21 protein-coding genes are annotated in these 21,842 nt (G+C 56.0%); 13 read left to right on the forward strand and 8 right to left on the reverse strand.

Annotated features, from left to right (window positions below; genetic code table 11):
• The first annotated feature begins 455 nt into the window (after window positions 1–455).
• Both murQ and murP read left to right on the forward strand, forming a co-directional pair.
• Window positions 456–1,367 carry an N-acetylmuramic acid 6-phosphate etherase gene (gene murQ, locus AWR26_RS22115; protein WP_064568543.1) on the forward strand — a complete coding sequence of 304 codons (912 nt, stop codon included), beginning with the start codon at window positions 456–458 and terminating at the stop codon, window positions 1,365–1,367.
• On the forward strand, window positions 1,367–2,806 hold the full coding sequence (gene murP / locus AWR26_RS22120; protein ID WP_064568544.1) for a PTS N-acetylmuramic acid transporter subunit IIBC: 1,440 nt from the start codon (window positions 1,367–1,369) through the stop codon (window positions 2,804–2,806). The genes murQ and murP overlap by 1 nt, the downstream gene beginning before the upstream one ends.
• A gap of 42 nt (window positions 2,807–2,848) precedes the next feature.
• Here the strand turns inward: murP and foxA are convergent, their stop codons facing one another.
• The 3 genes from foxA to AWR26_RS22135 form a co-directional block, all read right to left on the reverse strand.
• Window positions 2,849–4,942, reverse strand: coding sequence for a ferrioxamine B receptor FoxA (gene foxA, locus AWR26_RS22125; protein ID WP_064568545.1), 2,094 nt, complete (start codon window positions 4,940–4,942; stop codon window positions 2,849–2,851).
• Window positions 4,943–5,081: 139 nt separating this feature from the next.
• Window positions 5,082–6,035, reverse strand: a complete 954-nt coding sequence (locus AWR26_RS22130) for a helix-turn-helix transcriptional regulator (protein WP_064568546.1) — start codon at window positions 6,033–6,035, stop codon at window positions 5,082–5,084.
• 118 nt (window positions 6,036–6,153) lie between these two features.
• Window positions 6,154–7,059: a LysR family transcriptional regulator gene (locus tag AWR26_RS22135; protein WP_064568547.1), complete on the reverse strand. Its 906-nt coding sequence runs from the start codon at window positions 7,057–7,059 to the stop codon at window positions 6,154–6,156.
• A gap of 86 nt (window positions 7,060–7,145) precedes the next feature.
• Between AWR26_RS22135 and AWR26_RS22140 the strand changes: the two genes are divergently transcribed.
• From AWR26_RS22140 to AWR26_RS22160, 5 genes are all read left to right on the forward strand, one after another.
• Entirely contained in the window at window positions 7,146–7,931 is a 786-nt protein-coding gene (locus AWR26_RS22140; protein WP_064568548.1) for an NAD(P)H-dependent oxidoreductase, read from the forward strand.
• Window positions 7,932–8,122: 191 nt separating this feature from the next.
• On the forward strand, window positions 8,123–8,695 hold the full coding sequence (locus tag AWR26_RS22145) for a TetR/AcrR family transcriptional regulator (protein ID WP_064568549.1): 573 nt from the start codon (window positions 8,123–8,125) through the stop codon (window positions 8,693–8,695).
• A gap of 66 nt (window positions 8,696–8,761) precedes the next feature.
• Window positions 8,762–9,928: a multidrug effflux MFS transporter gene (locus tag AWR26_RS22150; protein WP_064568550.1), complete on the forward strand. Its 1,167-nt coding sequence runs from the start codon at window positions 8,762–8,764 to the stop codon at window positions 9,926–9,928.
• A 70-nt stretch (window positions 9,929–9,998) separates the two neighbouring features.
• Window positions 9,999–10,181, forward strand: coding sequence for a type II toxin-antitoxin system HicA family toxin (locus AWR26_RS22155; protein WP_035886605.1), 183 nt, complete (start codon window positions 9,999–10,001; stop codon window positions 10,179–10,181).
• Between the two features lie 25 nt (window positions 10,182–10,206).
• Window positions 10,207–10,644 (forward strand): type II toxin-antitoxin system HicB family antitoxin, encoded by a 438-nt coding sequence (locus AWR26_RS22160; RefSeq protein ID WP_035943124.1) that lies wholly within the window; start codon window positions 10,207–10,209, stop codon window positions 10,642–10,644.
• Here AWR26_RS22160 and AWR26_RS22165 read toward each other — a convergent pair.
• From AWR26_RS22165 to AWR26_RS22185, 5 genes are read right to left on the reverse strand one after another with little or no spacing between them, the layout of a single operon-like run.
• The gene (locus tag AWR26_RS22165) at window positions 10,641–11,534 is read right to left on the reverse strand and encodes a MurR/RpiR family transcriptional regulator (protein ID WP_064568551.1); all 894 of its coding nucleotides are present in this window, start codon (window positions 11,532–11,534) and stop codon (window positions 10,641–10,643) included. The genes AWR26_RS22160 and AWR26_RS22165 overlap by 4 nt on opposite strands.
• 12 nt (window positions 11,535–11,546) lie before the next feature.
• A complete protein-coding gene (locus tag AWR26_RS22170; RefSeq protein ID WP_064568552.1) occupies window positions 11,547–12,494 on the reverse strand; it encodes an iron-siderophore ABC transporter substrate-binding protein in 948 nt (315 codons plus the stop codon).
• Window positions 12,495–12,508: 14 nt separating this feature from the next.
• Window positions 12,509–13,561 (reverse strand): FecCD family ABC transporter permease, encoded by a 1,053-nt coding sequence (locus AWR26_RS22175; protein ID WP_064568553.1) that lies wholly within the window; start codon window positions 13,559–13,561, stop codon window positions 12,509–12,511.
• Window positions 13,558–14,583, reverse strand: a complete 1,026-nt coding sequence (locus AWR26_RS22180; protein ID WP_064568554.1) for a FecCD family ABC transporter permease — start codon at window positions 14,581–14,583, stop codon at window positions 13,558–13,560. Before AWR26_RS22180 ends, AWR26_RS22175 begins: the two co-directional genes overlap by 4 nt.
• On the reverse strand, window positions 14,580–15,404 hold the full coding sequence (locus tag AWR26_RS22185) for an ABC transporter ATP-binding protein (protein WP_064568555.1): 825 nt from the start codon (window positions 15,402–15,404) through the stop codon (window positions 14,580–14,582). Before AWR26_RS22185 ends, AWR26_RS22180 begins: the two co-directional genes overlap by 4 nt.
• Before the next feature lie 433 nt (window positions 15,405–15,837).
• Between AWR26_RS22185 and AWR26_RS22190 the strand changes: the two genes are divergently transcribed.
• The 6 genes from AWR26_RS22190 (at window position 15,838) to AWR26_RS22215 (ending at window position 21,842) form a co-directional block, all read left to right on the forward strand.
• Entirely contained in the window at window positions 15,838–17,994 is a 2,157-nt protein-coding gene (locus AWR26_RS22190; RefSeq protein WP_064568556.1) for a TonB-dependent siderophore receptor, read from the forward strand.
• 166 nt (window positions 17,995–18,160) lie between these two features.
• The gene (locus AWR26_RS22195; RefSeq protein ID WP_064568557.1) at window positions 18,161–18,808 is read left to right on the forward strand and encodes a hypothetical protein; all 648 of its coding nucleotides are present in this window, start codon (window positions 18,161–18,163) and stop codon (window positions 18,806–18,808) included.
• Entirely contained in the window at window positions 18,789–19,055 is a 267-nt protein-coding gene (locus tag AWR26_RS22200; protein ID WP_139227944.1) for a hypothetical protein, read from the forward strand. The genes AWR26_RS22195 and AWR26_RS22200 overlap by 20 nt, the downstream gene beginning before the upstream one ends.
• Window positions 19,056–19,256: 201 nt before the next feature.
• Window positions 19,257–20,129: a carbohydrate ABC transporter permease gene (locus AWR26_RS22205; protein ID WP_064568559.1), complete on the forward strand. Its 873-nt coding sequence runs from the start codon at window positions 19,257–19,259 to the stop codon at window positions 20,127–20,129.
• Window positions 20,119–21,006 carry a carbohydrate ABC transporter permease gene (locus AWR26_RS22210; protein WP_064568560.1) on the forward strand — a complete coding sequence of 296 codons (888 nt, stop codon included), beginning with the start codon at window positions 20,119–20,121 and terminating at the stop codon, window positions 21,004–21,006. The genes AWR26_RS22205 and AWR26_RS22210 overlap by 11 nt, the downstream gene beginning before the upstream one ends.
• 11 nt (window positions 21,007–21,017) lie before the next feature.
• Window positions 21,018–21,842 (forward strand): phosphodiesterase, encoded by an 825-nt coding sequence (locus tag AWR26_RS22215; RefSeq protein ID WP_064568561.1) that lies wholly within the window; start codon window positions 21,018–21,020, stop codon window positions 21,840–21,842.

A 21,842-nucleotide genomic window follows, 5' to 3' on the forward strand; every position in this document is an offset into this window, starting at 1 on the left:
TTGAATATGTCTTTTAAAATATAAAACGACAAAGTCACCACTCTGAAATAAGGATAAATTGCGTAAACCAGCAGCGTAATAAAATACATCACACTAATGATGCCCCCTGAGCTGGTAATTAAAACAATACACCAGTATCTTTATTTTTAATTACCCGAAAAACGACAATTTCTGATTTTGAATATTTCAGAATGGTAAAAGATTCTCACTATATTCCGACGTTGGTTTCCAGCGTTAATTAATAACAATTGTTCAACATCAATATGAATGAAAAATAACAACCAATCGCCAGGCCGTGCGCTTTGCCCAACATGAGCAGCGTCACACTCTTGCCACTCATTCGGCGCAAGAATAAATTATTCTTCTTTTTGTTTTACTTAATAATATATTATTCCTTACAGCACGCCGTCACCGCAGCGTAACGGCCAACCCTTCCCGTAACCGTGGAGCGAGACATGAACATTGATCTATCCGGACTGACCACCGAGGGCCGCAATACCGCCAGTGAAAACATCGATATGCTCGATACCGAAGCGATGCTGCGGGTTATCAACAGTGAAGACCAGAAAGTGGCGCAGGCGGTGGAAAAAGTGATCCCGGCTATCGCGCAGGCGGTGGATGTGATTGTCGCCGCATTTAAACAGGGCGGTCGTTTGATCTATTGCGGCGCGGGCACTTCCGGGCGTCTTGGTATCCTTGATGCCAGCGAATGTCCCCCAACGTACGGAACGCCGCGCGAACAGGTTGTCGGCCTGATTGCTGGTGGTCATCGCGCCATTTTGCAGGCGGTGGAAAACGCCGAAGACAGCCTGACGCTGGGCGTTGACGACCTGAAAGCGCTCAATTTCACCGCGCGCGATGTGCTGGTCGGCATCGCCGCCAGCGGGCGCACGCCGTATGTGATTGCCGCCATGAAATACGCACAAAGCCTGAACGCAACAACCGTGGCGCTCACCTGTAATGAAAACAGCGAAATGGCGCGCATCGCCGATATTGCGATTGTGCCAGTGGTGGGCCCGGAAGTGGTGACCGGCTCCTCGCGTATGAAAGCGGGTACCGCGCAGAAACTGGTGCTCAATATGCTGACCACCGGCGCAATGATCCGCAGCGGCAAAGTCTATGGCAATTTGATGGTGGATGTGGAAGCCACCAACCTGAAGCTGGTGCAGCGTCAGATAAACATTGTGATGGAAGCCACCGGCTGCACCCGCGACATCGCCGAACAGGCGCTGAAGGCCTGCGGCGGGCGCTGCAAAACCGCCATCGTGATGGTGCTGGGACAGCTCAGCGCGGAACAGGCAACACATCTGCTGGCCGATAACGGCGGTTTTATTCGCCAGGCGCTGGTTGATGCGGGGATCAAGTAATGGCCAAAATCAGCGAACAACTGATCGCGACAATTATCGAAAAGGTCGGCGGTAAGGAGAATATCAATACCTGCGGCAACTGTATGACGCGCCTGCGCCTGACGCTCCGCGACGATTCACGGGTGGAGACAGAGAGCCTGAAAGCCCTGCCCGGCGTACTGGGCGTGGTGAACAGCGACGATCAATTGCAGATCATCGTCGGCCCTGGCAAAGCGCAAACCGCAGCGGAAATGCTGAACACAATGATCGGCGGCCACGCCGCGCCCGTAGAAGCTGCATCGCTGAAAAGCATCGCCAGCGACACCAAGCAGCAAATGAAAGCGAAGCAGACCAGCGGCGTGCATCAGTTTCTGGCGAAGTTCGCCACCATCTTTACGCCGCTGATTCCGGGTTTTATCGCCGCCGGGATGCTGCTGGGTTTTGCCACTTTAATCGAGCAAAGCCTGCTGCTCAACGCGGCAGAGAAGAACACAACCGTGGCGCACCTCGTCGGCTATATGAAGGTTTTTGGTAAAGGCCTGTTCACCTTCCTGCCGATTCTGATTGGCTACAACGCGCAAAAAGCCTTTGGCGGCAGCGGCGTTAACGGCGCCATTATTGCCGCGCTGTTCGTGCTGGGTTATGACCCGAAAGCCACGGTCGGTTATTTCTCCGGTATCGATAACTTCTTCGGCATGGGCATTGATCCGCGCGGCAACATTATCGGCGTGCTGATCGCCGCGATCCTCGGCGCGTGGATCGAACGTCAGATCCGCAAGGTGGTGCCGGATAATCTCGACATGATCCTCACTTCGCTGCTGACGCTACTTATCACCGGCGCGCTGGCGTTTGTGGTGATTATGCCGATTGGCGGCGAGCTGTTTAAAGGCATGTCGTGGCTGTTCCTGCACCTCAACGGCAACCCGTTTGGCTGCGCGGTGCTGGCGGGCCTGTTTCTTATCGCCGTGGTGTTTGGCGTTCATCAGGGGTTTATTCCGGTTTACTTCGCACTGATGGATGCGCAGGGTTTCAACTCGCTGTTCCCCATTCTGGCGATGGCAGGCGGTGGCCAGGTGGGTGCTGCGCTGGCGCTCTATTTCCGCTCGGCGCCACATTCGGTGCTGCGTAACCAGGTGCGCGGGGCGATCATTCCCGGCCTGCTGGGCGTAGGTGAACCGCTGATTTACGCGGTGACCTTACCGCGCGTGAAACCTTTCGTCACCGCCTGTATCGGCGGCGCGTGCGGGGGATTTTTTATTGGCACCGTCGCGTGGTTTGGCTTGCCGGTCGGCCTGAATACGGTGTTTGGCCCTTCCGGGCTGGTGGCGCTCCCGCTGATGACCTCCGGCCAGGGCATTTACGCCGGGATGGCGGTCTACGCGGCAGGCGTCGTCATCGCTTATCTGTGCGGTTTTATTGCCACCTGGCTCTTTGGCCATAAAAACGTGGATCTCAGCTAATCACCGGCAACCACCCGGCGCACTGCCGGGTGGCGTATTGCATCAGAATGCCCAGGAAACGCTGCCGACAATGCTGCGCTCCGCACCAAAATAGCAGTAAGAGAGCGAGTTACAGGCGGCTACGTAGCGCTTGTCAGTCAGGTTATTGACGTTCAACTGTGCGCTCATCCCCTTCAGGCCAACATGGCTCAGATCGTAGCCGACGGCCAGATCCACCAGCGTATAGGACGGCAGCGTATGCGTGTTCTGGCGATCGGAGGTAATGCCATTCACATAACGCACGCCGGAACCTACCGTCAGCCCGTCGAACAGCCCCGTTTTCACGTCATAGCTGAGCCAGGCGCTGGCCTGATTGCGCGGCGCATACACCGCACGTTTTCCCTGCTCTTCCGCGCTGCTTTTCTTGTAGCGAATGTCGTTGTAGGTGTAGGCAGCCTGCAAACGCAGGTTGTCCGTCAACTGACCGACCGCTTCCAGCTCCACCCCTTCCGATTCGATTTCACCAATTGAACGGTACGGATCGGTCGGCTCCACTTTAGTGGCGATATTTTTCTGGTTGATGCGATAGACCGAGGCGCTGTACATCGTCTGCGAACCTTCCGGCTGGAATTTCAGCCCCGCTTCCCACTGCTTGCCTTTCATCGGCTGCAAAATTTTGCCGTATTCATCGGTAAAACTGGTCGGCGTAAAGGCGGTTGAGTAGCTGACGTACGGCGCAAACCCGCTGTCGAACAGGTACATCAGCGCCGCGCGGCTGCTGAAGTGATCCTGATCCAGCGTATCGCGGGTAGCGTTGATCTTGTTGACGTTGGTGATCTTCACCTGATCGTGGCGGCCGCCGAGCGTCAGCCGCCAGCGATCGAGCGACATCTGATCCTGCAAATAGATCCCGGTCTGCTCCAGTTTGTGTTTTTCGCGGCTGTAGACCGAAATTGACAGCGGATCGGCACCGTAAATCGGGTTAAATGCATCAATCGCCGGGAAGCTGCCATACGAAGCGGTGACATTATTGCTGCGGCGCTGATAATCGACGCCGAACAGCAGGCGGTGGTTAATAATGCCGGTATCAACGCTGCCATCAATCTGGTTATCCAGCGTGATCGCCGACAGCGATTCGTCGGAACCGGAATAACCGCGATTCAGTTCCGTATCATTCATCCAGCCTGCGGCATACACCTGGTTGAGATTCACTTTGGTGTGCAGGTAGCGCAGCTTCTGGCGGACCGACCAGCCACTGTCAAAGGCGTGCTCGACGTTATAACCGACCATATTTTCCCGGCGGTCATACTTATCGTAATCATCTTCCCCTTCAAAGAAGGTATTGGAGATTTTTCTGCCTGCATGCGGGGTTACCGTGCCTTCATACGGCAAACCAGAGTGGCTGCCACCTTCAGGATCGCGATGCAGATAAGCCATCAGTTCAAGGCGCGTTTGATCGGTGATACGCCACGTCAGGCTCGGTGCAATGGCATAACGCTGCTCTTTTAAATGATCGAATTGCGAATCCGCATAGCGGGTCATGCCGGTTAAACGCACCGCGACTCGGTCGTTATCATCTACCGGCCCCGTGACATCAAACGCCGCGCCGCGCTGATTGTTATTACCCGCGAACAGTTTCACTTCTCCGCCGGGGTCAAACGACGGTTTGCGCGAGTTCAGCGCGACAATCCCGCCCGGCGATGAGCGGCCATACAGCACCGAAGCCGGTCCGCGCACCACTTCCACGCTGTCGAGGAACCAGGGATCGATAACCAGCGAGCTGTGCGAGTTCGTGTCGCCCATCAGTTTCAGGCCATCGAGGTAGACGTTATCCAGGCTGCCATCAGAGAAGCCGCGCAGCACGATGTAATCAAAACGGTTCGAGGCGCCGATCTGGTTACTGTAGACGCCCGGCGTGTAACTCACCGCCTGGCGCACGCTGGTTGCGCCCTGCTCTTCATACTGCTGGCGCGTGATAATCGATACGGCCTGCGGCGTTTCGATATCCGGCGTCTCCAGCTTGGTCGCACCGCTTTGCATTTGTGAGGTGACCACCACAGTATCGTGGGTGGTTGAAGTTTCCTGTGCCAGAACCGATACGTTCATCCCGCCGGTAATACAGCCAATCATTAGCGCCAGTCGCGTTTTTGCGAACATGAAATCTCCAGAAGCCGTTATTATTGTAAATAAGAATTATTACCCTTTTGGCTTCCGCAATAGCTATGCGCAATGACGATTCACCTATGCACAGTGACAAAACGCACGCAAAAAAGTCGCCATGGTCTATGGCAAGAAATCAGGCGAGGCGCATTTCGCTGGGCGCTACACCGTAGCGGCGACGAAAAGCGGTAGAGAAATTCGTGGCATGCTGATAGCCCGACATCCAGGCCGCCTGCTGTACGCTATAGCCCTGCGCCAGATAGCGCCGCGCCAGTTCAAGGCGGCAGTCGCGCAGATAATCAAACACGGAAAGGCCATAAGCCTGGCGGAACTTCACCCGCAAACTGCTGGAACTCATTGCCGCCAGCTGGGCTAATGCGGTAAGGGTGTACTCTTTTTCCGGCTGCTGTTCCAGCAAACGGCGTACGGTTTCCAGCCGGTGCTGCTCGCCGCCAGGCGCGGAACTGCGTTTTTCGCTACCTGGCAAGGGTTGCGACAGCGCATGCCCGAGCAGTTGCAGCATCACGCCTTCAAGAATCAACTGGCGCGATAAACCCGGTTGCTGGCTCTGCTGCGTGTGTTGCAGCCCGGAAAGCAAAAATGCCGGAACGGACCATAAAAAGGTCGGCGCACCGTGCGCTTCCCACTGCTGCAAGAGCGCCGTCAGCAGCGGTGATTGCCGGCAGCGCAGCGGATCAACGCCCATCGACAGCGTACGCAGGTGGTTATCTGCCTGATGGCTGGCGTTCATCACCTGCTGTTCGCTCAGGCGCGAGGTGAATGCCATGCCCGCGCGCACGGTAAATGCTTTGCCGTTCAGGCGCAGCTGCACGCACCCTTCCAGCACCACCAGCATATAGAGCGGGCAACTGTGCAGCGATGTGGTTTCATAGGGTTGAAGGACGCGAATATCCGAGCGGGTAAGATTCAGGCCGGAGGAGAGCGTCATCTCTTCGACCTCCCCCTGAATCACCATGCGCTTCTCTTTGTGAAACGATCGGCCGGACGCCAGCGCCGGGAAACGGTAGTCGATCCCGTAGCGCTCGCCAAAACCGATAAAGTCTTCAACCGAAAAGTCTCTTTTTTGCATAGCCAACAGCCGCCGCGAACCCGTGCCCGACGCCGGGCGAAACGGCTTACACCTTATCATCCGGCCTGGTGTGCTTCAATAATATTGAGAATTATTCTCACATAAGTGTGACAAGATATTAGCGCGCCCCCAACGAGGCGATAATTTGCTGGCGCAGCCATTGGTGGCCGGGATCGCGGTGCAGCCGTTCATGCCAGAGCATTAGCATGTCGAAGCCCGGAAGTTCAAGCGGCGGCTCGACCACCTGCAAAGTACGGTTGTTCGCGACCAGCCGCTCCGGCAGTACCGCCACCAAATCGGTGCGAGCGAGCGCATCGAGCATAAACAGGAAATGGGGAACGGAGAGCACCACGTTGCGCTGCAAACCGCGCTCCGCCAGCGCAATATCCGTTGCCGCATGAAAACCGCCACCTTCTGGCGAAACCACCACATGTTCCAGTTGGCAAAACTGCGCCAGTGTCGGGCCGCCGTTTATTAACGCCGGATGGTGCAAACGCCCGGCCAGCACGTAGCGTTCGGTGAACAATAACCGCTGGTGCAGAGCAGGCGGCGCGCCTTCACGTAGATGAAAAAAGAGATCAATATCGCCCTGCCCGGCCTGGCGCTGGATCTGCAACGGGCTGAGTTCAAATATCGCCAGACGGCTGCCCGGCGCAGCGGCGCGCAAACGGCTCAGTAAAGGGAGCAGGATCGCCGATTCCGTATAATCAGTGGCCGCCACGCGCCAGGTGACAGCGGCGCGGGCAGGATCGAAAGCGCTGACGGGTGCCACCGCGCGTTCCAGCGCTTCCAGCGCCTGACGCAGCGGTTCGCGCAATTCATCGGCCCTGGCGGTCGGCTGCATACCGCGCGGCCCCGGCAGGAGTAACGGATCGGCAAAAATGTCCCGCAACCGCGCCAACTGCACGCTGACGGAAGGCTGAGAAAGATTCAACCGCTGCGCCGTGCGCGTCACATTTTGTTCGCTCAACAGCACATCCAAAGTACGCAGCAGATTGAGATCCAGCCGGTGAAGATTAACCATGACTATACCTGTGATATAAGCAATTAATTTCTACTATATCCGCCACTCTCCTACCCTGCATATTCAATTTGTTGCCTGGAGTTGTTATGAACGTACTGATTGTTTATGCCCACCCGCAGCCCCATTCGCTCAATGGCGCGCTAAAGGATTTTGCCGTGCAGCATCTGGAAAATGCTGGTCATCAGGTCGAGGTTTCCGATCTCTATGCCATGCAGTGGAAATCGCAGCTTGATGCCGATGACAGCAGCTCACCACCGGTGGGTGATTTTTATCATCCTTCGTCTGATTCAAAACAGGCATTTGAGCTGGGCACCCAGGCGGACGACATCGCCCGGGAACAGGCCAAACTGCAACGCGCCGATGCGGTGATTTTCCAGTTTCCGCTGTGGTGGTTCTCCATGCCGGCAATTATGAAAGGCTGGGTCGATCGCGTTTATGCCTGCGGATTTGCCTACGGCGTGGGCGAACATAGCGACACGCACTGGGGCGATCGTTACGGCGAAGGGAGCCTGGCGGGGAAACGGGCGATGCTGCTGGTGACCACCGGTGGCTGGGAATCGCATTACGCTCCGCGCGGTATTAACGGCCCGATCGACGATCTGCTGTTTCCGATCCAGCATGGGATCCTGTTTTATCCTGGCTTCGAAGTGCTACCGCCGCTGGTGTTTTATCGCAGCCACCGCATGGATGAAACGCGCTTTGCCGAATGTTGTACGGCGCTGGCACAGCGGCTGGATACGCTCTGGTCAGCAGAACCGCTGGCCTTTCGTCGGCAGAACGGCGGCGATTACCTGATTCCACAACTGACGCTGCGCCCGGACATTGCCCCCGGCGAAAGCGGGTTGTCGATCCATCAACGACGTAAACAATAACCTGCTCACCGGTGCGTGCCATGCGCGCCGGTCATTGTTATCCCGCCTTTTTTTACCTTCTCTCCACAATCTGTTTTTTTGTAACTTTCTATAAGTTCCAGAGAAAAACATTACCCCGAACGCGCGGATTCGTTTATTTTAATCACTCATGAGAATGATCACTCTCAACAAAAACGACGCGAGGGACAGAGATGCCGACCAAACTATCGCAGGAACAGCGCCACCAGCAACGCCAGGACGAGATTATTGCCGCCGCGCGCCGGCGCTTTCGCATTAGCGGATTCCACGCGGCCAGCATGTCGCAGATCGCCCTCGAAGCTCAGCTCAGCGTTGGGCAGATTTACCGTTATTTCGTTAATAAAGACGCCATTATCGAAGAGATGATCCGCCGGATTATCGACTACCGCATCGCCGAAATGCAGGGTAAAACCGAAACCGAACACCTGCCGGAAATACTGGCCTGGCGGCACACTCTCAGCCCTGACGATGATGCGCTGATGCTGGAGATGGCGGCGGAAGCGACGCGCAATCCACGTGTACAGGAGATGCTGGCCGAGGCCGACGCCCGGATGTTTGAAAATGCCTGCAACCATATGCGGAGCCGCTATCCGCAATTAAGCGATGAACGCATTCGCTGCAGTGTGGAGCTACTCGCAACGTTGATGGAAGGCACCACTTTCCGTCGCCTGACGCCGCAAAAAAGCGACCCGGCGCAAATGCAGGTGCTGTACCAGGAAATCACCGCCATGCTGTTTAAAAATTAAATCCCCGACGATTCGGTTCTGCGGTGATTTCACCGGAGCCGACGCCGTATCCTCACCGGAGTTGTTATGCTACGGATCTCTCTTGCCTGGGCGATAGTGCTGGGCATGCTGACAGCCATTGGGCCGATTTGCACCGATCTCTATCTTCCCGCGCTGCCGGATATCACCCGGCAACTCAGCGCCACCACCACGCTGACACAACTCTCGCTGACCGCTTCGCTGCTGGGGTTGGGTCTGGGGCAGCTTTTTTTCGGCCCGCTGAGCGATCGGCTTGGACGCAAGCGCCCGCTGATGCTCTCCCTGCTGTTGTTTATCCTCTCTTCCGTATTGTGCGCGACCACGCAGGATATTCACTGGCTGATCTTCTGGCGTTTTATCCAGGGTCTGGCGGGCGCAGGCGGTTCAGTGCTCTCCCGCGCGATTGCTCGTGATAAGTATCACGGCACGCTGCTGACGCAATTTTTCGCCCTGCTGATGACGGTAAACGGCATTGCGCCAATCATCTCGCCGGTACTCGGCGGCTATATCGCCTCTACGCTGCACTGGCGCGCGCTGTTCTGGACGATGGCGGCGGTTGGCGTGGTATTACTGCTCTCCAGCATGGTGGTACTGAAAGAGACATTGTCGGAGAAAAGCAGCGGCGGCGGGCTGCTCAATACCTCGCTTATCGTGCTTAAAAATAAGCAGTTTTCTACCTTCTGCTTTATTCAGGCCTTTATGCTGGCCGGGTTATTTTCTTATATCGGTTCATCGTCATTCGTTCTGCAAAGCGAATATGGCCTGACGGCGATGCAGTTCAGCCTGCTGTTCGCGGTGAATGGCGGTGGGCTGATTATTTCGGCACTGATCTTTGCCCGGCTGGCGCGGTTTATCGATGGGCAAAAGCTATTAACGCGCGGTCTGTTACTGGCCGTTTGCAGCGCCGTACTGACTGCGCTGTTTGCCGGATTCGGCATGCCCGTGCTGGCGCTGGTGGGGTTGTTCTTCACCGTGGCGCTGAACAGCGGGGTTTCAACCATTGCCGGTTCAGCCGCGATGAACAGCGTCGAAGCCCGCCATTCCGGCACCGCGTCGGCGTTACTGGGCATGTTGATGTTCGTCTTTGGCGGCATCGCCACGCCGTTGTCCGGTATCGGCGGCGAAGCGATGTGGAAGATGAGTTTCGCCATTGTGCTGGCTTACAGCGCCGCGTTGGTGATTCATATTTGCGGGCGCAGAAAAACACAACATTAAAGTTGCATTAATAAACAATTAAGTTATAGTTTTCGCACTCTGAAAAGGAAAATATAAGGCAGGATGCCGAATGAAATACAGCGAGTTCAGAAAGTGGTTGTTATCTCAGGGAGCGGAGCTAACCAAAGCTCCAGGTGGAGGAAGCCATTTTAAAGTCAGGCTTAATGGTAGGGCATCGGTTTTCCCTTTTCATGGTTCGAAAGAGATTCCTGAGCCGTTGAGGAAAAAGATTATGAAGGACTTAGGCCTGTAAGAACTTAGCGATAAAGAGGTGTTAAATGTTTAATTATCCCGTCCACATTGAACGAGACGATGCTACAGGTCAGTTCGTGGTCTCATGCCGCGATCTACCGCTCATGAACTCCGTTGGCGATACGCTTGATGAGGCTTTACTGCAGTCGATTGATGGGATTGTTGTTGCGATTGCTATCGAAATTGACGAGCGGCGTCCAATCCCGGCGGCAAGCGCGCCGCTAAAAGGCGAATACATCGTATCGCTGCCCGTGCTCGTAGCCATGAAAGCCGCACTGCATAACGCCATGATCGAAACCGGGACGCGAAAAGCTGAGCTGGCAAGAAAGCTGGGACAGAAAGGGCCGCAAATTGACCGCTTGCTCGATGTGGAGCACTCATCGAAGGTGGAAACGGTTGAACTGGCGCTACATCAGTTAAATCGACAGATTGATCTGACCATTACGCCGCAGCACAGAGCTTAACCCTTCTTCCCGCCCGGCTTTAACCCACGGTGAAACTCATTAATGCGTTTCACCGTTTTAATGGCCTGCTGCGAAGTGGCGGACGCGACCGACAAAACAATCATCTCCAGACACAGCAGTACCGTGCCGTGCAGCGGGATCTTACCCTTCTCGCCGCCGCGCGGTACCTGGATTATCACATCCGCTTGCTGGCTAAAACGCGAGTCCGTCGCATTGGTCAGCAGGATCACCGGGATCCCCAGACGCCGTGCCTCTTTCAGCGTGGTCAGCCCTTCGCGGTGCGCCGATTTTTGCGCCATCATGATCAGCACATCACCACGCTGCAAATTGATCAATTGCTCGGCGAGCGCGATGCCGGTGCGGTTGAGCGGCGTCGCGGGCAGGCCAATGCGGCTGAACAACCGCGCGGTATACTCCGCCAGGATCCCCGACGCGCCGATGCCGAAAATCGCCACCTGCCGCGCCTCCACCAGCAAGGCCACCGCCTGCGCAATCGCATAGCGGTTGTCCGGCGCTGAAAGCACTTCGCAGGTGTACTGATGCCCTTCGAGCACAAAATCGATGCCGGAATTTACATCGCAGGCGAGCGCATTTACCGTGCTGCTCATCTTTTCTGCCGATGAAATGGCCGGGCCAAACCAGTGTTCCAGCGTCTGTTTTAGATCCCGCAGCCCGGCAAAGCCCAGCGCCTGAATGGCGCGTACCACCGTGGCATCTGAAGTTTGCGTCGCCGCCGCGATCTCAATCGCGGTACGTTCCAGCACCACATCGCGATTTTCATTGATATAGCGGGCAACGGCCTGCAAACGCGGCGACAGCGTGTGTGCCCGCGCGCGAAAGCGTTCACCGTACACATCCACGCGATTTTTCGCTTTTTTTGTGTTCAGCATCGTTGCAGCTCCTTACTTCGCGGCAGGCAGCGGTCGCCCGGCGATTTGTGATTGCACCTGCGCCACCATCAGGCTCAGAGAAGCATAGGAGTTGGAGATCGCCTCTTCACGGGAGATCAGCACGTAATGCCCGCTACGGCAGGCATTGAGAAAATTGCACCAGCCCGGCATCACCGCATCCATCGCCGCCATCTCATCCTGCGGTTTACCGCCGGTATCACCGCGCCAGGTGGCGAAAACAAAATCCGCATCCAGCTCCGGCAAACGTTCGGCGCTGACATCAATGCGCCCACCTTCAGGAATGCTGTCGATCAGTTTCGGAAAACGAAAACCGGCATCACGCAGCACGCGCCCCAGCGAATGATAGCTGTGTAATGCGTTGATTTTGCCGTTGTTCGCCTGGATCACTGACACAGTGATTTTGCTGGTGTCGATCGTACTTTTTAGCGCCGCAATCTGCTCGCGGTAACGGCGCTCAAGGATCTGCAAGCGCGCCTGCGTACCGGTAAGCTGCGCCAGCTTGCGGTAGATCTCCGGCGCACCTCCTTGCAAGTGATCGATACTTACCGTTGGCGCGATTTTCTCTAACTGCTCGACCGGCGTATTGCGGCTCGGCTCGGTGATGATCAGATCCGGTTTCGCGGCGGCGATCGCTTCAATATCGATATCCGCTGTCCCAATAAACGCAATGTTCGAGTTATCAAAATCGACGCCGGTCAACATGCCGCTGGAGCGCAGCGTATGGCTGCCGTCGGCGCGGGTCCGCCCGTGGCTGGCGACCGGCGGTACACCTAATTCAATCAAAGGAATGGTGATATCCAGATCGTGCAGCGACACGATGCGCTTTGGATGCAGCGGTACCGTGACCACGCGGCCCAAATCATCGGTGAAGGTTTGTGTCGGTTCCGCAGCGCCAGCGCTCAGACCAACCAGCAATAACAGCGAAAATATCAGGCGCATACGGCTCCTTAAGCTTATAAACGATCGCGTCGCCGCCACAGCAGCAGCAGGAAAAACGGCCCGCCAATCAGTGAGATGACGATCCCAGCGGGAATTTGCAGCGGCGCAAACACCAGACGGCCTGTCGAATCCGCCACCAGCACCAGCAGGCCGCCGAGCAGCGCACTGCCCCACAGCAGCGCCCGCTGGCCGCCGCGCAGCAGAAAACGCGCCATATGCGGAGCGATAAGCCCGACAAAACCGATGCTGCCAACGCAGGAAACGCTGGCAGCCGTCAGCAATACCGGCGCGAACACCCGCAGCCATGCAAGGTGCGACAGGCGAACGCCGAGCCCAGTTGCCGCCTGATTACCCAGCAATGCCACATCAGCGGCGCGCGCCGTTAACAGCAAAATCAGCGTTGCAGGCAGCGCCCAACACAGCGCGACGATCAACAGCGGCCAGTTGGCGGCGTGCAGGCTGCCTGCCAGCCACATCATTGCTGTTTGCACATCACGCACATCCGCCGTGGTCATAAATACGCCGATACCGGCGGCGAAGGTCCAGGAGACGCCAATACCAAGCAGCACAAAGCGCGGACGAGAAACATCACGCGCCAGCCCCATCACCAGCCCGGCAGCCAGTAAACCGCCTGCCATGCCCGCCAGCGGACGCCAGACCAGCCCGACCGCCGGAAAGCAGAGTACCAGCGTCAGCACCACCACGCTGGCCCCCTCTTTCACGCCAATCAGCCCCGGATCCGCCAGCCCGTTACGGGTGATGGACTGCATCGCCGCCCCCGCCATACCCAGCATCGCGCCGCACAACAGCGCCATCAGCACGCGGGGCAGGCGAATATCCCACACTACGTAGTGCTGTTCAGCATTCAGCGCATCGGGCAGCAACAGCGCCCGGCCAATGGCGGAAGCGGGAACCGGTAACGAACCTTGCGTCACACCGGAAAGCAGCAGCATTAACGACAAAAAACTCAGGCCTGCCAGCCACCACAGCGCATGCGGGCGCAGCAAGCGGGAGAAGCCGCCAAGCCGCAAGCTGCGCAGCCCGGCGTGTTCAGGTAGGTGACTCATTTGAAAAACCTCGCCGCCAGCAGAATAAAGAGCGGCGCGCCTACCAGCGCAGTCATCACGCCGGTAGCGAGTTCCTGCGGCGACAGCAACGTACGGGCGGCGATATCGGCCAGCAGCAGCAGCAGTAATGCGCCGCCGAGCGCCGACAGCGGGACGACCGCGCGCAAATCATCCCCGGCAAGGCGTCGCACCATATGCGGAACGACGAGACCAATAAACCCTATCGGCCCGGCGACCGAAACGGCCGCACCGCACAGCAAGGCAATGGCGGTCAACGACAACACGCGAGTGCGCAGCAGAGAAACGCCCAGGCCGCGCGCCATATTGTCGCCAAGCGCCAGCATATTCAGCGCTGGCGCGAGCCACAGCGCCAGGGCAAATCCACCACCAGCAACCAGTGATGCCGCCCGCAGCACAGGCCAGCTTAGCCCGGCGAGATCGCCCGCCAGCCAACTACGGATGCTCAGCAGCGTCTGTTCATCGAGGATCAGGATCGCGGCGGTGATGGAGGAAGCAAAAGTGGAAATCGCCACGCCGCACAGCGTCACTTTTAAGGGCGTAAAACCGGATCGCCCGGCGGCAGAGATCGCCATCACCAGTGAAAAAAGCAGCGCCGCGCCGCCTGCGGCGATAAATGCGCGGCTGAAGCTGGCATCGCCAAAACTGATCCCCAGCGCCGTTGTGGCAACCACCGCCAGTGCCGCCCCCGAATTCAGCCCGAGGATATGCGGCTCGCCAAGCGGATTGCGGATCACCGACTGCAACAACGATCCGGCAACCCCTAACGCCGCGCCGGTAAACAGCGCAGCTACCAGCCGCAGTAAGCGCAGGCTGATAATGACGCGATGATCGAAATTGTTGGGATCAAAATCCACCATCGCCTGCATCACCGTGGGCGGCGCGATGTAGCGCGCGCCAAGGCCGAGATGCGCCACAGCCGCTGCCAGTAACAACAGCAGCAAGCCAGATGCCGTCGCGCTGATGCGCCCGCCGCGTCGGGTAGAAAGCGCAAGCGAACTCATTCGCCGGAACCTGCCGGTTTACGAAAAGGCATAAAAAAGGGTTTTCCGGTCAACGGGTTAATCGACATTTGCACATCCACATCGAACACGTTTTTGATCAGTGCAGGCGTGCAACTGTCGCCTTCGTGGATCACGCCCTGTAATCGGCCCTGTTTGAGGAACACCAGCGTGTCGCCGTAATTCACGGCGAAATTAAGGTCGTGCAACACCACCACCACCGTGCGGCCATGATCGCGGGTTAAGGTCTGCAAGAGTTCGAGGATCTCGACCTGATAGCGCAGATCGAGAAAAGTCGTCGGTTCATCCAGCAGGATCACCGGTGTTTGTTGTGCCAACGCCATCGCGATCCAACAGCGCTGGCGCTGCCCGCCGGAGAGGCTATCAACCGTTTGGTGGGCAAATTCCGCCGTGCCGGTCAGATGCAACGCTTCCAGCACCGCCAGCTCGTCCTCTTCCGACCACTGGCGCATAAAGCTTTGCCACGGAAAACGCCCGCGCGATACCAGTTCAAAAACGGTCAGACCTTCCGGCACCAGCGGCGACTGCGGCAGAATACCTAACTGGCGGGAGACGGCTTTGGTTGGCTGTTGATGAATGGCTTTGCCATCAAGCAACACGCTGCCGCCAAGCGGTTTGAGCATGCGGGCGATGGTGCCGAGCAAGGTGGATTTGCCGGAGCCATTGGCCCCGACCAGCACAGTCATTTTTCCATGCGGGATAGTGAGTGAGATGTCATCAACGATGACCTGCTTTTGATAACCTGCCGACAAACCGTCGAGCACAATCCCCTGCTGAGCTTGCTGTTCCACTCGCTGTGGCATGTTCACTCCTGCGCCGCAACCGCGTGGAAAACCCGTGCGCGCTAACTTTTCAAATAAAAATAACTCTCATTCTCTTTTCGATTTTGCCGCTTGGCAATGTAGTAGTCAAGTAGCCTGATGACAGAATCCCGCCGCTTCAAAACAGGGATAACTACAGGCAACGACATTGATCGCGTAAATAATTAATTTCATTTATTTCATAAAGTTAAAAAGGCAACCCCGCATAATTCCGCTGCGCTTTTCTCCCCCTTTGCCGTTGTAGCAAAATTCTTTCATTTTGCGTTTACTACTACAGATGCTCGTGTTTGAATGATTCTCAATTACATATCCGATGCCAGATTCGGCGACTTAACGGATAGATTTTGCGCAATCGGGCAATAACTTAGAAACGTTCACGTCTGTGTTATGCACAGTTTTTGGGAAAACAGATTAAATGGCTCAGTTCACTCACGGTATCTATGGGCTGAAAGGGCGCGCGTTATTCTCTGCGCTCTTTCTGGGATCATGCTTTACGCCGGTTACGCATGCGGCGGAAACGGCAAATAAAACCAATAGCGACACTATCACCGTCAACGCGGATGCCTCATCGGCCGATCAACCCGCCACGTCCGGCTATCAACCTATCAATTCCTCTACCGCGACGCTGACCTCAATGCCGCTGCTGGATATTCCGCAAGTGGTGAATACCGTTAGCGATAAAGTGTTGGAAGATCAGCACGCTACCAGCCTTGATGAAGCGCTGTATAACGTCAGTAACGTGGTGCAAACCAACACGCTGGGCGGGACGCAGGATTCGTTTGTGCGCCGTGGTTTTGGCACCAACCGCGACGGTTCGATCATGACCAACGGCCTGCGCACCGTGGTGCCGCGCAGCTTTAATGCCGACGCCTCGCGCGTGGAAGTGCTGAAAGGCCCGGCCTCAACGCTGTATGGCATTCTCGATCCTGGCGGGCTTATCAATGTTGTCACTAAACGTCCGCAGACCCAATTCGGCGGATCTATTTCCGCCACCTCTTCCAGCTTTGGCGGCGGCACCGGCCAGTTTGATGTCACTGGCCCAATCGAAGGCACGCGGCTGGCGTATCGTCTGATCGGCGAATACCAGAACGAAGATTACTGGCGCAATTTCGGCAAAAATAAGAGCACTTATATTGCTCCGTCGTTAACGTGGTTCGGTGATAACGCCACCGTCAACGTGCTCTATTCACACCGTGATTATCAGACGCCATTCGACCGCGGCACGATCTTCGATCTCACCACTAAACAGGCGGTGAATGTCGATCGTAAAACCCGCTTCGATGAGCCGTTCAACATTACCGATGGCGAATCCGATATTGCGCAGTTGAACGCAGAATATCGTTTTAACAGCGCCTGGACCGGCAAGCTGGAATACGGCTACAGCCAGGACAAGTACAGCGATAACCAGTCGCGCGTGATGGCCTACAATGCCACTACCGGTAATCTCACGCGCCGCGTGGACGCCACGCAGGGCTCCACGCAACGGATGCACACGACACGTGCCGATTTGCAGGGAAATGTCGATATCGGCGGCTTCTACAACGAGATCCTCACTGGTATTTCGTACGAATATTACGATCTGCTGCGTACCGACATGATCCGCTGTAAGAACGTGAAAGACTTCAATATCTACAACCCAAGCTATGGCAGCGCCAGCAAATGTACGACCGTCTCCGCATCGGACAGCGATCAGACCATTAAGCAGGAGAGCTATTCGGCTTACGCGCAAGACGCGTTATATCTTACCGACAAATGGATCGCCGTTGCCGGGATGCGTTATCAGTACTACACCCAGTACGCCGGTAAAGGCCGTCCGTTCAACGTCAATACCGACAGCAGCGATGAGAAATGGACGCCGAAATTCGGCCTGGTCTATAAGCTGACGCCTTCAGTGTCGTTGTTCGGTAACGTGGCGAAAGCGTTTATGCCGCAGTCCTCCATCGCCAGCTATATTGGCGATCTGCCGCCGGAAACCTCGACATCTTACGAAGTCGGCGCCAAGTTTGACCTGTTCGACGGTGTTACCGCCAATATCACCATGTTTGATATCCATAAACGCAACGTGCTGTACAGTGAAATCGTGGGTGATGAAACGGTTGCCAAAACTGCCGGGCGCGTCCGTTCGCAGGGCGTAGAGATGGATCTTGCCGGTTCACTGACGCCAAATATGAATGTCATCGCCAGCTACAGCTACACCGCCGCGAAAGTGCTGGAAGATCCGGATTACGCCGGTAAACCGCTGCCGAACGTGCCGCGTCATACCGGTTCCGTGTTCCTGACTTACGACATCAATAACGTGTTTGCCGGTAACACGTTGACCCTTGGCGGTGGCGGTCACGGCGTGAGCCGCCGTTCAGCCACCAACGGCGCGGATTACTATCTGCCAGGCTATTTTGTTGCCGATGCCTTTGCCGCCTACAAAATGAAGCTGCAATATCCGGTAACGCTACAGGTGAACCTGAAAAATATCTTCGACAAGACCTATTACACCTCCTCGATCACCACCAATAACCTGGGCAACCAGATTGGCGATCCGCGAGAAGTGCAGTTCACCGTCAAAATGGAGTTCTAAGGCTCCAGCGTCACTCCGTGAGAAATTAGCCCCGCACAACGCGGGGCTTTTTTTTGCGTAACGCTTTCCAGTATTGAAATTTACCGGTCCGATAAAACGAATGCAGATTGTTTAAAACAAGGTGTGGCTGGGACATTAGTCAGGGGTTGTATGAAAAGGGAAATCGATGGACCGGGAAATAGATGTCCAACACATCAGCCAGCAGGCTATGGACGAGGCCAATATTATTTTTGCCCAAAACGGCTACAACATTCGGGTACAAACGCTTACCGAAGCGGATATACGCTGGTGTATTGCGATCCAGCGGGATCTCCCGGAAATGTATCGTTTACCCTGGGATCACAGTGGAACGGTTCTGAATGACCCGGATACATTCTTGTTCAGTTTTAAAATTGTTGATGTTGAGTGGCGGCCCGCTGGAGCCTGTGTTTTTCAATATTGCCCCGCGATAAATGACGGCTTTCCTTTTCTTAACCTTGAAATGATTCAAAATTTTCACCTGCAGAATTCGGTGCTTGATGGGAATACACTCCGTTTCGCCCTCTATATCGCCGTGCTGTTTATGACGGATACTCGCTGCGGCGGGCTTCGTCTGATGTTTCCGGTTAACACAGAAGTCGCTGAATATTACATGCAGCAATATGGCTTTATTGACCTCACCGACGGTGAAAAAGCGATCCTTTACCGCGACGCCAATAGCCTGTTCGAATGGTTCCAGCGAGACAAACAACCGGTTGAGGATGTTCAACAATTGAACGATAATGCAGCAACGGAAAACAGAGCAGGAGGAAAAAATGGTAACAACAACGCATAGTGCAATGAAAACGGTCACTTCCCGCTCTGACGCTTACATTATGAAGAGATCCGGTGTTGTTGCGCATAATCAGGCAACCGAACGCGTTATTACTTCTGAGCAACTCAACCGCATGACTCCGGCTGGAGCTCCTGTCACCGCGTCGCGTGAAGAAGTTTTGTCGGTTCTTAGCCGGTCGGCAAACAGCATCAATACACCACACGTCCTGATTATTGAAGCCGCAGGCGGCATCCGAACTAAAATATAAGAAACCGAGCCCCGCACAACGCGGGGCTTTTTTCTGACATGCTATTTTGCCGCTATCTGCTGGCAACGCCCCTCTTTCACCATGAAATGCCCGGCAATGAACACCTGTTCATTAAACTGTCACCTTTACACCATTCTTTTGCAGCATTTTTTTCACAGACTCTCTGGCTTTCAAAACCCGTAAATTCGCGGTTCAAGGCTTATGAGAAAATACTGGCTTCCGTGGCTGATCCTGTCACCGTCTCTGCTGTTCCTGGCGCTGTTCACTTACTTTCCGCTGCTGCGCTCGGTGTATGACAGTCTGTTCGACACCCGCATTGCCAGCAATGATGCGCCATTCGTTGGGTTGGGCAACTTTGCTCGTCTGCTGGATGATTCGGTGTTCTGGCAGTCGCTGTTCAATAACCTTATCTACATTCTGCTCACTGTCATTCCGGGGGTAACGCTGGCGCTGCTGCTGGCGGTGGCGCTGTGGGAAAACCATCGCATCAACCGCTGGTTACGTACGGCGTTTTTCTTCCCGATGATTATCCCGATGGTCAGCGCCGCCGCGCTGTGGCTGTTTATCTTTATGCCCGGCCTCGGCATGCTCGATCACTACCTCGCGCAGCTTTTCGGGCCGATGAACAACAACTGGCTGGGGCGCAGCAATAGCGCGCTGTTGGCGCTGGCGTTGATTGGCGTGTGGAAGTTTGCCGGATATTACATGCTGTTTTTCCTTGCCGGTTTGCAGGGCATTCCCGCCTCCACGCGTGAAGCGGCGGTGATGGAAGGCGCAACCTCCACGCAAGTTTTCTTCAAAGTTACACTGCCGTTACTGCGCCCGACCATCAGCTTTGTGGTCACTACCGCATTGATTTACTCGATTACCCAAATCGACCATGTCGCCGTGATGACGCGCGGCGGCCCGGACAATGCCACCACCGTACTGCTCTATTACATCCAGAATCTCGCCTGGGACACTCACGATCTCGGTAAAGCCTCTGCCGCCACGTTTTTAACGCTGGCCGGGCTGTTTGTCTTCTCGCTGGTCAACCTGAAACTGCTTGAGAGAGGAGCGCATTATGAGCGTTGAGGTTACTCCTGTTATCAACCGGGCCGCCGTCGTACCGCGCCCGCTGTGGTTGCGTCTGCGCCATTCGCGCCCGATCACGCTAGCGCTGCTGATGGTTTGCCTGGCGCTGCTGTGGGTAAGCCCGTTTATCTGGATGCTCTCATCCGCGTTTAGCGCCACCACCTTTGGCGAAGATATGGCGTCGATTCTGCCGCGCTTCCCGCTGACGCTGGATAACTTCCGCGATGCGTGGGACAGCGCCAACTGGATCAGCCTGTACGCCAACACGTTGATCTTCGCCTTCGGCACGTTCTTTGTGCAGCTATTCACCATTACCACCGCCGGTTACGTCTTCGCCTGCCACGAATTTCGCGGCAAGAAAACGCTGTTCATCCTGTTCCTGGTGCAACTGATGATCATGCCGGTGGTGATGATGATCCCCAACATGCTGACGCTGAAAACCTTCGGCCTGCTCAACACGCTGACCGGCGTGATGATGCCCTACTTCACTTCTGCGTTCGGCGTCTTTCTGATGCGCCAGGCGTTTCTCGCTATCCCAAAAGAGATTGAAGAAGCGGCGCTGATGGAGGGCTGTCGCTGGTGGCAGGTGCTGTTCCGCGTGATGTTGCCGATGTCGTGGCCGTCGGTGCTGGCGTTCGCCACCGTCAGTATTACCTATCACTGGAACGAGTATTTATGGCCGCTGATGATACTCAACGATCCGGACAAACAGGTGCTGACGGTCGGCCTGGTCTCCTTCGCCATGGGCGCAGAATCCGGCGGCCAGTGGGGAATGATCAGCGCCGGGACGCTGATGGTTTGCCTGCCGCTGATGGTCGCGTTTATTGCTTTTCAGAAACAGTTTCTCCGGAGCTTTGGCTTCTCCGGTATTAAATAAGGAGTGTAGTTATGTTTTTAGCGCAAATTTCCGACACCCATTTTCGCAGCCAGAACGAGAAGCTGTACGGTTTTATTGATATCAACGCCGGGAATGCCGACGTTGTGTGCCAGCTTAACGCCCTGCGCGAACGCCCGGATGCGGTGGTGGTGAGCGGGGATATCGTCAACTGCGGCCGCCCGGAAGAGTACCGCGTGGCACGCCAGATCCTCGGCGGGCTGGATTACCCGCTGTTTATTATTCCGGGCAACCACGACGATAAAGCGCACTTTCTGGAATATCTGCACCCGCTGTGCCCGCAACTCGGCAGCGATCCGCAGAACATGCGTTATGCGATTGAGGATTTCGCGACGCGTCTGCTGTTTATCGATTCCAGCCTCGCCGGGGAGTCAAAAGGCTGGCTGACGAATGAAACCCTGCAATGGCTGGAAGCGCAGCTGATCGCCAGCAAGGACAAACCGACTGCGGTATTTATGCATCATCCGCCGCTGCCGCTGGGTAACGCGCAGATGGATCGCATCGCCTGTGAAAACGGTCATCTGCTGTTGAAACTGGTTGAGCGCTTCCCGTCGCTGACGCGCATTTTCTGCGGCCATAACCACAGCCTGACCATGACGCAATATCGCCAGGCAACGATTGCCACCATTCCGGCCACCATGCACCAGGTACCGTATTGCCACGAAGATACTCGCCCGTACTACGACATGTCACCGCCGTCGTGCCTGATGCACCGCCAAATTGGCGATCAATGGGTGAGCTACCTGCACTCGCTGTCGCATTACGCGGGCCCGTGGCTGTATGACGAAAACATCAGTTGCCCGGTGGACGAGCGCTAA

This window comes from Kosakonia oryzae (assembly GCF_001658025.2).
Classification (GTDB): Bacteria; Pseudomonadota; Gammaproteobacteria; order Enterobacterales; family Enterobacteriaceae; genus Kosakonia; species Kosakonia oryzae.

What these genes read in the sequence shown, in the direction of transcription:
- murQ (WP_064568543.1), top strand. Translation starts at nt 456, where the DNA reads ATGAACATTGATCTATCCGGACTGACCACCGAGGGCCGCAATACCGCC.
- murP (WP_064568544.1), top strand. Translation starts at nt 1,367, where the DNA reads ATGGCCAAAATCAGCGAACAACTGATCGCGACAATTATCGAAAAGGTC.
- foxA (WP_064568545.1), bottom strand. Translation starts at nt 4,942, where the DNA reads ATGTTCGCAAAAACGCGACTGGCGCTAATGATTGGCTGTATTACCGGC.
- AWR26_RS22130 (WP_064568546.1), bottom strand. Translation starts at nt 6,035, where the DNA reads ATGCAAAAAAGAGACTTTTCGGTTGAAGACTTTATCGGTTTTGGCGAG.
- AWR26_RS22135 (WP_064568547.1), bottom strand. Translation starts at nt 7,059, where the DNA reads ATGGTTAATCTTCACCGGCTGGATCTCAATCTGCTGCGTACTTTGGAT.
- AWR26_RS22140 (WP_064568548.1), top strand. Translation starts at nt 7,146, where the DNA reads ATGAACGTACTGATTGTTTATGCCCACCCGCAGCCCCATTCGCTCAAT.
- AWR26_RS22145 (WP_064568549.1), top strand. Translation starts at nt 8,123, where the DNA reads ATGCCGACCAAACTATCGCAGGAACAGCGCCACCAGCAACGCCAGGAC.
- AWR26_RS22150 (WP_064568550.1), top strand. Translation starts at nt 8,762, where the DNA reads ATGCTACGGATCTCTCTTGCCTGGGCGATAGTGCTGGGCATGCTGACA.
- AWR26_RS22155 (WP_035886605.1), top strand. Translation starts at nt 9,999, where the DNA reads ATGAAATACAGCGAGTTCAGAAAGTGGTTGTTATCTCAGGGAGCGGAG.
- AWR26_RS22160 (WP_035943124.1), top strand. Translation starts at nt 10,207, where the DNA reads ATGTTTAATTATCCCGTCCACATTGAACGAGACGATGCTACAGGTCAG.
- AWR26_RS22165 (WP_064568551.1), bottom strand. Translation starts at nt 11,534, where the DNA reads ATGCTGAACACAAAAAAAGCGAAAAATCGCGTGGATGTGTACGGTGAA.
- AWR26_RS22170 (WP_064568552.1), bottom strand. Translation starts at nt 12,494, where the DNA reads ATGCGCCTGATATTTTCGCTGTTATTGCTGGTTGGTCTGAGCGCTGGC.
- AWR26_RS22175 (WP_064568553.1), bottom strand. Translation starts at nt 13,561, where the DNA reads ATGAGTCACCTACCTGAACACGCCGGGCTGCGCAGCTTGCGGCTTGGC.
- AWR26_RS22180 (WP_064568554.1), bottom strand. Translation starts at nt 14,583, where the DNA reads ATGAGTTCGCTTGCGCTTTCTACCCGACGCGGCGGGCGCATCAGCGCG.
- AWR26_RS22185 (WP_064568555.1), bottom strand. Translation starts at nt 15,404, where the DNA reads ATGCCACAGCGAGTGGAACAGCAAGCTCAGCAGGGGATTGTGCTCGAC.
- AWR26_RS22190 (WP_064568556.1), top strand. Translation starts at nt 15,838, where the DNA reads ATGGCTCAGTTCACTCACGGTATCTATGGGCTGAAAGGGCGCGCGTTA.
- AWR26_RS22195 (WP_064568557.1), top strand. Translation starts at nt 18,161, where the DNA reads ATGGACCGGGAAATAGATGTCCAACACATCAGCCAGCAGGCTATGGAC.
- AWR26_RS22200 (WP_139227944.1), top strand. Translation starts at nt 18,789, where the DNA reads ATGGTAACAACAACGCATAGTGCAATGAAAACGGTCACTTCCCGCTCT.
- AWR26_RS22205 (WP_064568559.1), top strand. Translation starts at nt 19,257, where the DNA reads ATGAGAAAATACTGGCTTCCGTGGCTGATCCTGTCACCGTCTCTGCTG.
- AWR26_RS22210 (WP_064568560.1), top strand. Translation starts at nt 20,119, where the DNA reads ATGAGCGTTGAGGTTACTCCTGTTATCAACCGGGCCGCCGTCGTACCG.
- AWR26_RS22215 (WP_064568561.1), top strand. Translation starts at nt 21,018, where the DNA reads ATGTTTTTAGCGCAAATTTCCGACACCCATTTTCGCAGCCAGAACGAG.